We start from the raw sequence: 15,744 nt of genomic DNA, 5'->3' as shown, positions 1-15,744 counted from the left end.
ACGAGGCCGCGACAGCGGGGCCGCGAGGCCAGTCAGGGGTGTCGTCGTGACAGCCGGGCTGACGACCATGAGCCGGATGGCTGCAGCCGGCGCCACCAGGAGGACGCCGCCGCGTCGTCGGCGACGAACGGCCGCTCGGCCCGACGGGCCGCCAGGTCGATGCCGCCGATCAACAGGAGTCCGACAAGCGCGGTCTCCCCCCCGGCAATCAGGCCGCACAGCCATCCGGACGAGGGACCATAGTGGTTGCCCTGACCCGTCACGGTCCCGACCTGTCCCATCGACACCTGGACCGCCAGACCCACGAGGGCACCGCAGACCACCGCCCCGAGCAGGACGGTCAGGAGGCGAGCCCGGGAGCGGCGTCCCAGGCTCGCCCGATGGACCATGACAGCAAGCACGACTCCGGCCACGACGGGCACCAGCGCCAGCACGAGCCACCCGGGCCTGGGCAACGCGCTCGGCGGAAGGGCCGCCAGCACCGGGAGGTCCGGTAGATCGGCCGGGCGGACGACATCCGCCCGGACCAGACCCGAACCCGTTCGAAATCCTGGTCCAAGGGCGTAGGACAGACCCCAGAGGACCAGGTTGGGCAGCAGCGCAAGCTGGGTCGCCGTGAGCCCGAGACCCCCGAGCGCGCCCACGTCGAGCGAGCGCTCGGCGGCGGCGACCTCGGGCTCGGTCGCCGCGAGCACCAGCGCGACCCCGAACGCGGCGGCCGCCAGCAACGCCATGAACGCCGCCGCGCCGGACAGCAGGGGGACGCGCAGCATCACGGGCAGCATCCGCCATGCCGTGCGCAGCCGATGGCGACCGGCCAGCGCGCCGAGCAGGGCGGCCGGTATCCCGAACGCGACCGTCCCCAGCGCCGCGGAACCGGGGGTCGGCCGTACCGAATGCGTGCGCACGATGACCGCGACGACCACGACGAAGAGAGTCTGGGCGCCCACGACGCCGATGACGTCGCCCGCCACGGCCCGCCAGGGGACCCCGGGGGCGCCATCCGACCGGCATCGGCCCCCGCGGGAGTCCCCGGGGTTCGCCCCCGAAGCGGCGGGGCGCCCTCCGCCGAACCGTGCGGGCCGCAACCGCGACACCCGGCCCAGCGGCATCCGACCGAGCGAGACCCGGTTCAGCGACNCCCGGCCCAGGGGCGTCCGGCCCAGGGGCATCCGGTTGAGCACGGCATGCGACTGCAGTGGTGCCGCGCTCGCCCGCCGATGCGCCGCGCTCAGCGCCGCGGCCAGCGGAAAGAGGGCGAGGCCCAACGGCCGGAACGCGATGATCCCGTCAGGGAGCCGCAGCGTCGTTCCGTGAGCGGCAAGCCACAGATCGGCTCCGACGCGCAGAGCCGCGGCGGGTCCGGNGGAGGAGCCGGTGTCGGCTCCCCACACAACCAGAACGACGAATTCGATGAAGATCAGGCCCGCGGCCGACGCGGCGACCGCCTCCGCCAGAGGCCGTCCGCCCCGCTGCCAGATCCGATCGGTGAGGCGTCGCGGCAGTCGGGGCGGCTGCATGGAGGCGGGCACGTTAGGACGCTCGCACGCAGATGCGCGGCTCAGCGGACAACACGCCGTCGTCGGCGCGGGAAATGCCCGAAGTAGGACGAATAGTTATGGTTGGCCGGAGAGGTCGACCCACCGCATCCCCCACGCCACATCCCCCGAGCGACCGTCATGAACCACTCGCCGGGGCATCGGATCAACGACCGGGAGGAGACTCCTGCTGGCCGTAACCACCCGGCCCCGGCGGAGGCGGCTGCTGGCCATAACCCGTGGGCGACTGACCATGACCCTGCGACGGCTGGCCGTAACCNCCCGGCTGGGCCGGCTGCCCATACCCGCCAGCGGGCGGCCCATAGCCCGGCGGCGGCCCGTACCCCGTGGGCGGCTGACCGTAACCGGGCGTGGGCTGCTGGCCGTAGGGCTGGCCGTAAGGCGGCTGACCACCATACGGAGGCCAGGCGCCCGGCTGACCGGGCCCGGTGGGACGGGCACCTGGCCGGCCGGGAATGGGCGCTCCGCTCGCCAGCGCCGTGAGCACCCCGAAGACGGTCTGCACGATCGTCAGCAGCAAGGCGAGGTAGAACCCGAAACTCGGCCCGGCATCCACTCCGCTCGGCACGTCGGGGAACCGAATCCATCTGATCAACAGCAGGAGGACGGCGAACGCCGAGACGGCCGGCAGTATCCACAGGATCGAGACCGGACCAACGTCCGGGATGCGGACGTTGGCGGCGACGCGCGCCGTCACCAGACCGGCGACCACGACCACCAGGAATACCGGGAACCAGGAGTTGAACCCGAGCCCCCAGGCGTTCTTGTGAGCCTCCGCCGAGCGGCCGAAAAATCCCAGGCTCACCGAATACCACGGCAGGAAGCTCACGATGAACGTGACCGCCCCGGAGGCGATCNCCCCGATGTCGTTGGTGGCGACGCTACGACCGCCGATTTGTGCCACGACGGCAACCCCACTTCGTCTGGTCGGTCGGTGCGGGGACGAGAGTCGTCGATGCACCGATGCAGGAGTCTTGCAGCCGTCGGAAGCGAAGGGAAGACGTCCGTCCCGAAGCCCCGCGGCCGAGACCCCTACCTGTCCCGGTGCCGAGCCCCCGCGTCCCGCGGGGGCTCGGCATCAGGATAGGCCTACAACGACCGCATGATGTCAGCCATCAGCCGGGCGGTCTCCGACGGGGTCTTGCCAACCCGGACGCCGGCCTTCTCCAAGGCTTCCTTCTTGGCCTGCGCGGTACCGGACGAACCGGACACGATGGCGCCCGCGTGGCCCATCGTCTTGCCCTCCGGCGCGGTGAAGCCGGCCACGTAGCCGACGACCGGCTTGGTCACGTTCTCCTCGATGTGCGCCGCGGCCCGCTCCTCGGCGTCACCGCCGATCTCACCGATCATCACGATCGCGTCGGTGTTCGGATCGGCCTGGAAGGCGTCGAGCGCATCGATGTGCGTGGTGCCGATGACCGGGTCGCCACCGATGCCGACACAGGTGGAGAAGCCGAACTCCCGCAGCTCGTACATCATCTGGTAGGTCAGCGTGCCGCTCTTGCTGACCAGGCCGATGCGCCCGCCGGGGGTGATGTCGGCCGGGATGATGCCGGCATTGGACAGACCGGGGCTCGCGATACCCGGGCAGTTCGGCCCGATGATCCGCGTCGTCGCCTTGGACCGGGAGTAGGCGAAGAACTCGGTCGTGTCGTGGATCGGCACGCCCTCGGTGATGACCACCGCGAGTGGGATCGCCGCGTCGATCGCCTCGATCGCCGCGTCCTTGGTGAACGCAGGCGGAACGAAGATCACCGAGACGTTGGCGCCGGTCTGCGCCATCGCGTCGGCGACGGAGCCGAACACCGGCACGCCCTCGACCTGCTGGCCCACCTTGCGCGCGTTCACGCCGGCGACGACGTTCGTGCCCGCGGCGAGCATGCGGCGGGTGTGCTTGCTGCCCTCCGAGCCGGTGATGCCCTGCACCACCACCCGGCTGTTCTCGTCAAGCCAGATAGCCATCGGTTCGCAATCCCCTTCGCCCAGGTCAGGCCGCGGCCGCGGCGAGCTCGGCGGCGAGCTTCGCCGCGCCGTCCATCGTGTCGACCGGCTTGACCACCGGCAGGTTCGCCTCGGCCAGGATGCGGCGGCCCTCCTCGGCGTTGTTGCCGTCGAGGCGCACCACCAGCGGGGTGCTGACGTCGCCGACGATCTTCAGGGCCTGCACGATGCCGTTGGCCACCGCGTCGCAGGAGGTGATGCCACCGAAGATGTTGACGAAGACGCTCTTGACCGCCGGGTCACCAAGGATGATCGACAGACCGTTCGCCATGACCTCGGCGGACGCACCGCCGCCGATGTCGAGGAAGTTCGCCGGGCGCTTGCCGCCGAATTCCTCCCCGGCGTAGGTCACCACGTCGAGGGTGGACATGACCAGGCCGGCACCGTTTCCGATGATCCCGACCTCGCCCTCGAGCTTGACGTAGTTGAGGCCCTTCTCCTTGGCCTTCTGCTCCAGCGGGTCCACCGCGGCCACGTCGACGAACGCCTCGTGCTCCGGGTGGCGGAAGTCGGCGTTGTCGTCCAGGCTGACCTTGCCGTCGAGGGCGACGACCCGGCCGTCACCGGTGAGGATCAGCGGGTTGACCTCGACGAGGGTGGCGTCCGACTTGACGAACACGGTCCAGAGCTTGGCCAGCAGCTCGCTCGCGCCGTCCAGAGCCGCCTCGGGCAGCTTCGCCGCGACCGCGATCTCGCGAGCCTTGGCCGCGTCGACTCCCTTGAGCGGGTCGATCGCAATCCGGGCCAGCGCCTCCGGCTTGGTCGCCGCCACCTCCTCGATCTCCATGCCGCCCTCTCGGGAGGCCATGGCGAGGAAGGTGCGGTTCGCCCGGTCCAGCAGGAAGGATGCGTAGTACTCCTCGGCGATGTTGCTGGCTTCCTCGACGAGCACCGAGTGGACCGTGTGGCCCTTGATGTCCATGCCGAGGATCGCTGTCGCCTTCGCGAAGGCGTCATCCGGCCCGTCGGCTACCTTGACGCCACCGGCCTTGCCCCGGCCTCCGGTCTTGACCTGCGCCTTGACGANGACCCTGCCACCGAGCTCGGTGGCGATCGCGCGGGCCTCCTCGGGGGTGGTCGCGGTCTTCCCGGTGGGCACCGGTACGCCATGTTCGGCGAACAGCTTCTTCGCCTGGTATTCGAAAAGATCCACGGTCCGTCCAGTCGGATGCGGTCGTTACGGGTTGGGATACGTAGAGCTGCACAGAACGCCTGCGAGCCTACTGACGAGGGCGTTACGGCGCGCGCCACGCGCCGTGCACCACCGCCGTCGCTGGCGGCCCGCGGGTGGGATCGAACGGGCCGGTCCGGCGCATCCTTCGACCCGCTCCGGGGACCCGGCAGGGTCGTCGATACAGGACAGATACAGGACAAATGAGGTGGACACCTGTCGCACCGAGGGTGGCTTCCGCCTCGCCGCTCTCAGAGCGCGGGTCCGCCGGGAGCCGCTGAGCGTGACCGCCGGGATCTGCCCTAGGCCGTCCCGTGTCTGACGTCACGAAAGTTGAGACCCTCATTATGCCGGAAATCACATGGAAGAAACACCGATCGTGGCCGGCCCCTCCGGACCAGTTAGACGAATTTCAGGATAACGACGATCAAGATCATCGTTAGTCCGATCCCGAGCCAACCCAGGCCGATGCCGAAGGCCGCCACTGTGGCGCCACGCTCATCCCTGTGGCGGATCCGAACCCGCGCGACCAGGCCGACCACGACAGCCGCGGCACTCCCAATCCCGAAGATCCAGAGTACCGCCAGGAGAACCGACAGCATCGCGGCGCTGTTCCAGTGCCGGCGCCGCGACGCCTCGGCCCGCCTGGCGTCGGTCCACCGCCCGACCCGCGGCGCAGCCGGTCGACCCGCTGGCGGGAAGGCCGATGGATCCGGAGGACGCGCCGGCGGAGTCGGGTCGCTGGAGCGATAGGTCACCTCCGACCGTCCCGGATCGGACGCCACGTCCGCGGCGGTCGTGCCCCGACGCCCCGCGGGCGCCTGATCCGCCCACCCCCCCGGGGAAACCGCTCCCGACGATGGTGGCGGGGCGACCGCTGGCGGGGCGACCGCTGGCGGGGCGACCGCTGGCGGGGCGACCGCTGGCGGGGCGACCGCTGGCGGGGCGACCGGTCGCAGCGGAGCCGCGGGGGGTAATGGCACGGCGGGCCGAAAGGCCGATGCGGGTGGCGGCGGTCCGACCGGCCACAGGCCGGGTGCCGGGCCTGGTCCCTGCACATCCGGCGCCCAGCCGCCGGCCGAGCCGGCCGCCCCCGGCGCGGGCCGGGCCGGAACTCGCCCCGCGCCGGGGACACGCGGACCGGAACGATTCGGCGACGGGGAGGAGACCGGCGCGGGGAACGGGGCGGGCACGCCGAACGCCGGAGACGATCCGGTCCAGGTCCGCTCCAGGACGTCACCGGCGGCGGCATCGGCCTCGGTGACCCCACGCACCTCCCGGCCTACCAGCGCGGCCAGCAGCGAGGCGGCGTCCGGCCGCTCCCGCGGGGCCTTGGACAGCGCCCTCGCGACCTGGTTGAGCAGGTACCCGGGGAGCGCGTAGAGATCGGGAGAGTCCCGCTGCACCCGGACGGCAAGCAGGTCCGGCGTCTCGGCATGGAAGGGATGTCGCCCCGTCGCCGCGTACGTCACGCAGCTCGCCCAGGCAAAGACGTCCGCTGAGGCGTCCGACGGCTCGCCGCGCATCTGTTCCGGTGACATCCAGGCCAACGTGCCGATCACATGACCGGTGCGGGTCAGCGTGGCGCTGTCGGTCAGGTGCGCGATCCCAAAGTCGATCACCTTGGGTCCGTCCCAGGCCAGCAGGATGTTGGACGGTTTGAGATCACGATGGACGACGCCGGCGGCGTGGATGGCGACCAGCGCGTCGGCGAGGCCGACGGCAAGACCCCGGACGAGGTGGTCCTCCAGCCGACCGCGGGCCCGGACGGCCTCGGCCAGGCTGGTCCCCTCGACGTACTCGGTGACCATCCACGGCGCCGCGGCCTCGGTGTCGGCGTCGAGCACGGCGGCCACCGCCGTGCCTCGCACGCGCAGCGCCGCCCGCACCTCACGTTCGAAGCGGCTGCGGAACTCCTCGTCCTCGGCGAGATCCTCGGCTGCGACCTTCACGGCGACGGGACGCCGATCCGGGGCGAAACCGAGATACACGGTCCCCATCCCGCCGGCACCGATCCGGTTCTGCAGGCGGTACGGGCCGATCTGGCGAGGATCCTCCTCCATCAGCGGTGTGAGCATCGCTTCCCTCGCTGCTCCCCTCGCCGCACCGGTGTAGCGGGTTCGATCCGGGTTGCCACCCGCCGGGGGGCTGTGGATGAAAGACTATGTCCCGGCCGCCATCGGGCCGAGGGCACGAAGCGTCCCAGGCGTGCGGGCCTGCGAGCACCCGCTGGCGGGGAGCGCCCGTCCGTGTTCCACGACACCGCGGCCGCGACGACGGACATCCGGTCGGCCCCGGGCGCGAAGATGCGGACGTGGACAACGACNCCCGGCCGGGCNAGAAGACGNCCGCCGACTGGCGTGCCGCCCTGCTCGCAGGCATCNCCCTGCGGCCCGCCACTGCCGCGGCCGTCAACCGACTGGGCTGGCCCGACTACGACGCTCGACCGGCCCTGCGCTGGGGCGAAGGCGCGGTGGCCGGCATCCCTGCCGTGGTCGCGGTCTGGGATTTCACGGTTTACGGGGGAAGCTTTGGCGAGCGGGACGCACGTGGGTTCGCCGAAGCCGCCACCGCGGCCGCGGCCAGCCGCCGTCCCCTGGTGTCGTTCCTGCGCAGCGGCGGCACCCGCCTGCAGGAAGGGGTCGCCGGACTCGTCGGGCTGCCCCGGGCCGCACTGGCGCTCGCCGCACTGGACGCGGCGGGGGTCGGTCACATCGCCGTCGCGGACCAGCCCACCACCGGTGGTGTCTGGGTGACGATCGGCTCCCGCGCGGACCTTCGGTGCGCGGTGCGCGGGGCGACGGTCGGCTTCGCCGGGCCTCGGGTGGTCGCGGCGGCCACCGGTGCCGCCCCGCCCCCGGGCAGCTACACCGCGGACTCGGCGTACGCCGCAGGGCTGGTTGACGCGGCGCCGGCGCCCGGTGCCATCCAGGTGTGGCTGCGGCGGGCCCTGACCGGCCTGGCGGATCCACCCGATCGGGAGAGCCGGGCCGGTCCAGGNACCCGGACCGGCCCGNNNGGCCAAACCACTCCGGGCAGATCGGGCGACCAGGCAGACAGAGGCGACCAGGCAGACGGATCGGACGGCGGCCCGTCACGAGCCGGCGACGGGACCACCCTCCCCGTCCCGCCCGACGATCCGGACACCCGAACCGGGTCCGACGGACCTGCGCCGGGAGCTGAACATGCCGCCGCGCGCTCCGGGTGGGCGCAGGTGCGGGCGGCCAGGGATGGCATCCGCCCGGACGGCATCGAGGTGCTGCGGACGCTGCTTCCCGACGGCGTCGACCTGGTCGGGCCGGATCCCCGGGTCGTGGCCGGTGTGGGGGTGCTCCTGGGCGACATCGCAGGGCCTGCGGGGGCTACGGGGCCTGCGGGGGCTACGGGGCCTGCGGGGCGGGGAGGGCCGATGCGTGCGGTGGTCGTGGCTGTCGGGGCCCGTCGCGGCGACGCCCCGGGGCCGGCCGGGTACCGGTTGTTGGTCCGCGCCGCCCGGCTCGCGGGGAAGCTGGGGATCGGTCTCGTGACCCTGGTCGACACGCCCGGCGCGGCGAACGACGCGGACGCCGAGGCCGCGGGCATCGCGGCGGCGATCGGGGATGCGATGGCCGCGGTATTGGCCTGCCCCTCGCCGACGCTGTCGATCGTGTTGGGTGAGGGCGGCTCTGGCGGGGCTCTCGCCGCGGCGGTCACCGACGTCGTCGCCATGACCCCGGACAGTTACTTCACCGCGCTCTCCCCGGAGGGCACCGCCGTCACGCTTCGGATACCGGTCGAGCGGGCCGCAAACGTCTGCGGGCTACGGCCGACCGACCTGAACGCGCTGGGATTCGCCGATCGGCTCCTGTCCGCCACCACCGCAGCCGAGACGGCGCGCGACGCCGCATCGCTGCTCGCATCCCTGAGCCGGGGGGACCAGGACGATCGGCTGCGCCGACGGCAGGCTCGATGGTCGACAGGGCTACCTAACAGTCTGTAGCATCTTTCTCCGGTCTTTACTTGGCCACCGGGATATCTGCCGACCTGGGGGGCGAGCACCACGGCTGGCGGCACGGATGGTACGGCGAGGGAAGGCGAGCGGGCCATCGGCGAGTGGATACTGCCATCGTTGTCCGCGGCCACGGCCCGCCTGAGGCGGGCCGTGGCCGCGGACAACATCGCCGCTCCAGGGCGGTCGGTCCTCACCGGCCTGCGCACGACCCCGGTGAACGCCCGCGGGCTCGCCGTGGAAGCGGCCTGGATCGCCACCCACCTCGCCCTCTACCCGGCGAGTGCGCTGCGCCGGCAGCGCCCGCGCGAGCACGAGCCCTACTCGCTGAGCGCGCTCTCCCCGCTGCACCGCAGCCTGCTGGTCAACGCTCCCGACGCGGCAGGCACCCCGATCCTGCTGATCCACGGCCTGATCGACAACCGGTCCGTGTTCACCCGGTTGGGCCGGTCGCTACGCCGCCGCGGTTTCCGCCGGGTGCGCACGGTGGAGCTGCCGCTGCTCGTGCCGACGGTGCAGGAAGCGGCGCTCCGACTCGCCGCGTCCGTGCACGCCGCGATGACGGACAGCGGCAGGCAGCGCGTGCACATCGTCGCCCATTCACTCGGCGGGCTGGTGGCCCGCTACTACGTGCAGCAACTCGGGGGCGATCAGTACGTGGACACGCTGATCACTCTCGCGACGCCTCATTCCGGCACCCGTCTCGCCGGGCTCGTCCCCCGGTCGGTGCCGTACCGGCTCGTCACCCAGCTACGGCCGGGATCGGCGCTCCTACTCGAGCTCGCCGCNCCCGCCCCCGGCTGCCGGACCCGGTTCGTCGCGATCGGCGCCGGGCTGGACAGCGTGGTGCGGCCCGCCGAGGCGGCGCTCGACCATCCCGATCTCGACATCGAAAATTACACCGTGCCGGGCCTCGGGCATCATTCCCTGGCGTTCAGCGGCAAGGTTGCCCACCTGGTCGCGAGCTGCCTCGCCGGGGCGGCGGACCGGCCGGGACTCTCGGGACCGTCAGAGCTTCTCGACGGGGGCGTACCGCAGGAGCAGGCGCTTCGTGCCGGTGTTCTCGCCNAAATCGATGGTCNCCNCCGCGGAGNNNCCGNCCCCGCCGGTGGCGACGACAACTCCGAGACCGAAACTGTCATGCGTCACCCGGTCGCCCTGACGCAACTCCAGGACGGCCCGAGCGGCCGGCCGCGCGCGACCCGAGAACGGCGAGTTCGGTAGCGGTTTACGCGCCGCCGGGGCGCCGGCGGCGCCCCGGCCGGTCGCGCCCGACCCAAACCCGCCAGACGAGCCCCAGGACGTCCCCGCGGGCGCTGGCGGGGGATCGGCCAGCCGGCGCCAGTCAACCAGCGTGTCCGGCACCTCGCCGAGGAAGCGCGACGGCGGGTTGTAGGCCGGTTGGCCCCAGGCGCTGCGCATCACCGCGCGGGTCAGGTAGAGCCGGATCCGGGCCCGGGTGACACCCACATAGGCGAGCCGACGCTCCTCCTCGAGCTGGGTGGGATCTCCCAGGGTCCGCAGGTGCGGGAAGACGCCGTCCTCGAGACCGGTAAGGAAGACGACGGGGAACTCGAGGCCCTTGGCGCTGTGCAGCGTCATGAGAGTGACCACACCATCGGAACCGTCGTCGGTCGGAACCTGGTCCGCGTCGGCGACGAGCGAGACCTGCTCGAGGAACTCCGCAAGCGTACCCTCGGGCAGCCGCCGGGCGAACTCCTGGACCACTCCGACCAGTTCCTGCAGGTTCTCCACCCGGCCCTGGGACTCGACGGTGTCCTCGGCGAGGAGTTCCGACAGGTAGCCGGTGCGTTCAAGCACCCCCTCGACCACGGCCACCGGGTTGTCGGCCGCTACGGCGCGTAGCTCGGCGAGCAGCGCGGTGAACTCGCGCACCGCCTTCGCCGAGCGCGCGGCGATCCCCGGCACCTCGTCGACACGCTCCAGTGCCTGCGCGAACCCGATCCGCTCGACATCAGCGAAGCCCGCCAGGGCCGCCTCGGCCCGCTCGCCGATCCCGCGCCGGGGCACGTTCAGGATGCGACGCAGGTTCACCGTGTCGCTAGGATTGGCGAGGACCCGCAGGTAGGCAAGGAGATCACGGATCTCCTTGCGCTCGTAGAACCGCACCCCGCCGACCACCCGGTAGGGCAGCCCGACCCGGACGAAGATCTCCTCGAACACCCGGCTCTGGGCGTTGGTCCGGTAGAACACCGCGACGTCGGCGGGCCGCGCGAGCTTCGCGTCCGAGAGCCGGTCGACCTCCTCGGCGACAAAGGCCGCCTCGTCGTGCTCGTTGTCGGCGGCGAATCCGACGATCTTCTCACCGTCACCGGCGTCCGACCACAGTCGCTTGGCCTTGCGCTGGTTGTTACGCGCGATCATCGCGTTCGCGGCGGAGAGGATGGTCTGGGTGGAGCGGTAGTTCTGTTCCAGCAGGATCACTGCGGCGTTCGGGAAATCCTCCTCGAACTCCACGATGTTGCGGATGTTCGCCCCACGGAAGGCGTAGATCGACTGGTCCGCGTCGCCAACCACGCACAGCTCCGCCGGTGGGACGGCGCCCGAGGCCCAGGTACCCGGCCCGGCTGCCGGCTCGGCCGGCTCCACCGGCGCGGACCCGCCACCGAAGTACGCCGGTTGGCCGACGAGTTCACGCACCAGGACGTACTGCGCGTGGTTCGTGTCCTGGTACTCGTCCACGAGCACATGTCGGAATCGGCGCCGGTAGTGCTCGGCGACGTCGGGGAACGACTGGAGGAGGTTCACCGTCATCATGATCAGATCGTCGAAATCAAGGGCGTTGGCCTGAGCCAGCCGCTGCTGATAAGCGGCGTAGACCTCGGCGACGGTCCGCTCGAGGTGGTTCGTGGCCCGGTCCCGTGCGGCCTCCCAGTCGATCAGTTCGTTCTTCAGGTTGCTGATCTGCGCCGCCAGACCTCGGGCGGGATGCCGTTTGGGATCAAGATCAAGGTCACGGGTGACCAGAGTGATCAAACGCTGCGCGTCGGCGGCGTCGTAGATGGAGAAGGTCGAGCCGAACCCGAGACGCTTCGCCTCGGACCTCAGGATGCGCACGCAGGCCGAGTGGAAGGTGCTCACCCACATCGCCCGCGCCCGGGGACCGACCAGCGCCGAGACCCGTTCGCGCATCTCGTTGGCAGCCTTGTTGGTGAACGTGATCGCCAGCATCTCCCCCGGCCGGACCCCCCGGGCCGCCAGCAGGTACGCGATACGGTGGGTCAGCACCCGCGTCTTGCCGGACCCCGCGCCCGCGACGACGAGCAGGGGTGCCCCGATGTGCACCACCGCCGCCCGCTGCTGCAGGTTGAGCCCGTCGAGCAGGCCCTCGGCATCCAGGCGTGGCGAGGAGAAGCCACCGGGCTCGTCCCCGCCCACCGGCGGCGCCAGCACCGCCGGGCCGAACAGGTCGTAGGGCACGTGCGCACCGCCGTGGACATCCGTCCCGACCGACCCGGCGATGCCGGATCCGCCGCCGTGGGAATCGCCGAAAAAGCCGCTCATGGGACTCCGATCGTACGTTCGACGTCGGGCAGGTCGGACCGCGGCATGCCCGGATCGCACCCAACGGCCCGGTCCGCGGTGTGGTCCGCGAGATGCACCGACGGCCCCACCCGGCCGCGGTCCTCGCGCGTCCATGCCACCGCATGACCATCACACGTCCACGCCCAGTGGTCGTCGACCCGCGTGCTGACCAGCCTATTGTCCGTCGTTCCCGCCCCGCCCCGCGCGCGAGGGCGGGTCGTCGATGGCCGTGGTCCGCGTCAACGCCCGGCCCACCGGCGGTCAGGCGGCCCCGCGGCCAAGCGGCCACGCCACGTGGCCACGCGGCCACGTAGTCGCGTAGTCGCGTAGTCGCGTAGTCANGCGGTACTCGACGCGCTCGGCGGGATGGCCGCGAGCGCCTTCACCCTGCTGGCCACCCCCGGGTCGATGTTGCCACCCGACAGGATTGCCACCGTCGGGCCCTGCGCGAGATCACTTCGACGCAACAAGGCCGCGACCCCCGCGGCGCCGGCCGGTTCCACCTGGTGGCCGGCCCGGTGCAGCAACACCATCGCCTCCCAGAACGCCGCCTCATCGACCGTGACGATCTCGTCCACCAGGCGTGCGGCAAGGGCGAAGGTCAGGACCCCCGGAGCNTTCACCGCCATACCGTCGGCGATCGTGGTCGACGCCGGGACCACCCGTGACGAACGTGGCGCCGTCGGCTGTTCGGACGTCCGGCTGCCCGGAATCGTCCCGACTCCCCGCAGTGTTCCGGCACCGGGCGTCGTTCCGGCACCGGGCGTCGCAGCCCCACCGGGGGGCACCGTGAGCCGCCGGCCAGCCCGCAGCGACGCGGCAAACGCCGACGACAGCACGGACTGCACTCCGACCACTCGCACATCGGGGCGCCGGGACCGCACCGCCGCGGCCAGCCCGCCGATCAGCCCTCCGCCGCCCACCCCGACCAGAACGGTGCCGAGATCGGGCACCTGATCGAGCAACTCCAAGCCGATCGTGCCCTGCCCGGCCACTACCGTCGGGTCATCGAACGGGTGGACCAGCAGCCGGTCTCCCCGGGCGGCGAAGGTGGCGGCCGCAGCGAGCGCCGCTTCCACCCCCCCGGGTATCTTCTCGACCCGGGCGCCCCACCGGCGCGTCCGCGCCACTTTGACCGGATTGGCCCCTACCGGCACGAAGATGGTCGCCTCGACGCCGAAGGCCGCGGCCGCGAAGGCCACTCCCTGGGCGTGGTTACCGGCACTGGCCGCCACCACCCCCCGGGCCCGCGTCGCCGGATCCGCGGTGGCCACCCGGTGGTAGGCGCCCCGAAGCTTGAACGAACCGGTGTGCTGCTCGTGCTCACACTTGAGCCAGACGGGCGCACCGACCGCCGCCGACAGGCCGAGATCCCGCACGACCCTGGTCCGTCGTGCCACCCCGGCAAGGACGCGGGCCGCGGCGCGGATGTCCGACGCCCAGAGTTCGGCGTCCGGGGCTACCGATCGGTCGTCTGCGGCTGCTGCGGTCATGGAGCATCTCCCGGCGGCTGAGCGGCCACCTCACCATGACCGCGGCAATAAAAAAGCCCCCCGCCAGGACAAGGCGGAAGGGCGAGGCGCGGACCCGATGATCGGTCGCGCGCCTAGGTAATGGCCATCTCGTGCGGGGTCACATCATCCAGGGTGCTCCGGTCCCGCCCAGACGTCAAACGTGCCCGTCGGCGGGGGTCGTCCGACGGGCACGCGCTCCGATCCGGGATCGTCACTCCCACTCGATCGTGCCGGGAGGCTTGGAGGTGATGTCGTACACCACCCGGTTAACCTGCGGCACCTCGTTGACCACCCGGTTCGAGATGCGTTCCAGCAGGCCGTAGGGCAGCCGGGCCCAGTCGGCGGTCATCGCGTCCTCGCTGGTGACCGCGCGCAGGACGATCGGGAAGCCGTACGTACGCTCGTCACCCTGGACGCCCACCGACCGCACGTCGGCGAGCAGCACCGCGAAGACCTGCCAGATCTCGCGGTCCAGGCCGGCCTTGCGAATCTCCTCCCGGATCACCGCGTCGGCCGCCCGCACCACGTCGAGCCGCTCGGGCGTGACCTCGCCGATGATGCGGACGGCGAGGCCCGGGCCCGGGAACGGCTGGCGCCAGACGATCTCCTCGGGCAGCCCCAGCTCCTCGCCGAGCCGACGGACCTCGTCCTTGAACAGGGTCCGAAGCGGCTCGACCAGATCGAACCGCAGGTCCTCGGGCAGTCCACCGACGTTGTGATGCGACTTGATCTTCGCGGCCGTCGGCGAGCCGGATTCGATCACGTCGGGATACAATGTCCCCTGCACGAGAAAGTCGATCGTCGCGCCCTCCGCCTCCGCCCGGACCTCCAGTTCGCGGGCGGACTCCTCGAAAACCCGGATGAACTCACGACCGATGATCTTCCTCTTCCGCTCCGGGTCGGTCACTCCGGACAGCGCGGCGGAGAACCGGTCGGCCGCCTTGACATGGACCAGATCCACGCCGGTAGTCGCGACGAAATCGCGTTCGACCTGTTCCGCCTCGCCGGCCCGCAGCAAACCATGATCGACGAAGACGCAGGTGAGCGCGTCTCCCACCGCCCGGTGCACGAGCGCGGCAGCGACCGCGGAGTCCACCCCGCCGGACAGACCGCAGATCAACCGTCCGGTCCCGACCTGGGCCCGGACGGCCGCGACAGCCTCGTCGACAATGTTGATCATCGTCCAGGTGGGCCGGCAGCCCGCACCCACGAGCAGGAAGTGCCGCAGCACGTCCATGCCTCGCTCGCTGTGGACCACCTCCGGGTGGAACTGCACGCCATAGAGACGACGCGCGGGGTCCTCGAAGGCGGCGACCGGGGCCGACGGCGTGGAAGCCGTTACCCGGAAGCCGGGCGGCGCGGCGGTCACCGAGTCGCCGTGCGACATCCAGACCTGCTGGACAACGGGCAGACCGTCGAAGAGAACCCCGGGATCCGACACCGACAGACGAGTTGCTCCGTACTCGGCGGTTCCCGTGCGCGCGACGGCGCCGTCAAGCGCCTGAGCCATGACCTGATGGCCATAGCAGATACCGAGAATAGGCACTCCGGTAGCGAACAACGCAGGATCGACCCGGGGCGCGCCAGGCGAGTAGACGGACTTCGGGCCGCCAGAAAGGATCAGTGCGGACGGACGCCGGGCGAGGATCTCGTCCACCGACATATCCCACGGGACGATCTCCGAATACACATGACATTCGCGTATGCGCCGGGCGATCAGTTGGGCATACTGAGCACCGAAATCGATCACCAGCACGGTGTCATAGCCCGCAGGCCCCACCGCGGACGGGCCGCTGGGGCCGTCCGCCGGGGACCGCGGAACATCCCGAACCGCGCCGGTATCCGTCGGCTCCGCACCACGGCCAGCACTGCTACGCTGCAACTCGCTCACCCCGCAAGCCTACGGACACGGCGACCCCACCGGTCCGTCCAGGCGCCCAACCATCTCCCACGGCCTTCACCGGA

9 protein-coding genes and 1 pseudogene are annotated in these 15,744 nt (G+C 71.4%); 2 read left to right on the top strand and 8 right to left on the bottom strand.

Going from position 1 to position 15,744, the window contains the following annotated elements:
* Window positions 1-32: 32 nt before the first annotated feature.
* The 5 genes from CED_RS02815 to CED_RS02795 form a co-directional block, all read right to left on the bottom strand.
* Entirely contained in the window at window positions 33-1,520 is a 1,488-nt protein-coding gene (locus CED_RS02815; RefSeq protein ID WP_035908496.1) for a DUF6350 family protein, read from the bottom strand.
* Window positions 1,521-1,704: 184 nt separating this feature from the next.
* A complete protein-coding gene (locus CED_RS02810) occupies window positions 1,705-2,463 on the bottom strand; it encodes a hypothetical protein (RefSeq protein ID WP_035908494.1) in 759 nt (252 codons plus the stop codon).
* A gap of 185 nt (window positions 2,464-2,648) precedes the next feature.
* Window positions 2,649-3,521 carry a succinate--CoA ligase subunit alpha gene (sucD, locus tag CED_RS02805; protein ID WP_011435105.1) on the bottom strand — a complete coding sequence of 291 codons (873 nt, stop codon included), beginning with the start codon at window positions 3,519-3,521 and terminating at the stop codon, window positions 2,649-2,651.
* A gap of 25 nt (window positions 3,522-3,546) precedes the next feature.
* Window positions 3,547-4,713 carry an ADP-forming succinate--CoA ligase subunit beta gene (gene sucC / locus CED_RS02800; RefSeq protein ID WP_035908493.1) on the bottom strand — a complete coding sequence of 389 codons (1,167 nt, stop codon included), beginning with the start codon at window positions 4,711-4,713 and terminating at the stop codon, window positions 3,547-3,549.
* A gap of 419 nt (window positions 4,714-5,132) precedes the next feature.
* On the bottom strand, window positions 5,133-6,809 hold the full coding sequence (locus CED_RS02795) for a serine/threonine-protein kinase (protein WP_035908491.1): 1,677 nt from the start codon (window positions 6,807-6,809) through the stop codon (window positions 5,133-5,135).
* 236 nt (window positions 6,810-7,045) lie between these two features.
* Between CED_RS02795 and CED_RS02790 the strand changes: the two genes are divergently transcribed.
* On the top strand, window positions 7,046-8,710 hold the full coding sequence (locus tag CED_RS02790; RefSeq protein WP_051868635.1) for a carboxyl transferase domain-containing protein: 1,665 nt from the start codon (window positions 7,046-7,048) through the stop codon (window positions 8,708-8,710).
* A gap of 162 nt (window positions 8,711-8,872) precedes the next feature.
* Window positions 8,873-9,439 (top strand): annotated as a pseudogene (locus CED_RS25720) (esterase/lipase family protein); the annotation flags it as partial.
* A gap of 288 nt (window positions 9,440-9,727) precedes the next feature.
* On the opposite strand, the gene pcrA reads toward CED_RS25720, so the two are convergent.
* From pcrA to guaA, 3 genes are all read right to left on the bottom strand, one after another.
* Entirely contained in the window at window positions 9,728-12,244 is a 2,517-nt protein-coding gene (gene pcrA / locus CED_RS02780) for a DNA helicase PcrA (RefSeq protein ID WP_035908489.1), read from the bottom strand.
* 359 nt (window positions 12,245-12,603) lie between these two features.
* Entirely contained in the window at window positions 12,604-13,758 is a 1,155-nt protein-coding gene (locus CED_RS02775) for a threonine/serine dehydratase (RefSeq protein ID WP_035908488.1), read from the bottom strand.
* A gap of 232 nt (window positions 13,759-13,990) precedes the next feature.
* A complete protein-coding gene (gene guaA, locus CED_RS02770) occupies window positions 13,991-15,559 on the bottom strand; it encodes a glutamine-hydrolyzing GMP synthase (protein ID WP_173645780.1) in 1,569 nt (522 codons plus the stop codon).
* Between the last annotated feature and the right edge of the window lie 185 nt (window positions 15,560-15,744).

The organism is Frankia sp. CeD, from assembly GCF_000732115.1.
In the GTDB taxonomy this organism is placed as follows: Bacteria; Actinomycetota; Actinomycetes; order Frankiales; family Frankiaceae; genus Frankia; species Frankia casuarinae.
This window is presented reverse-complemented; position numbering and strand designations above follow the sequence as displayed.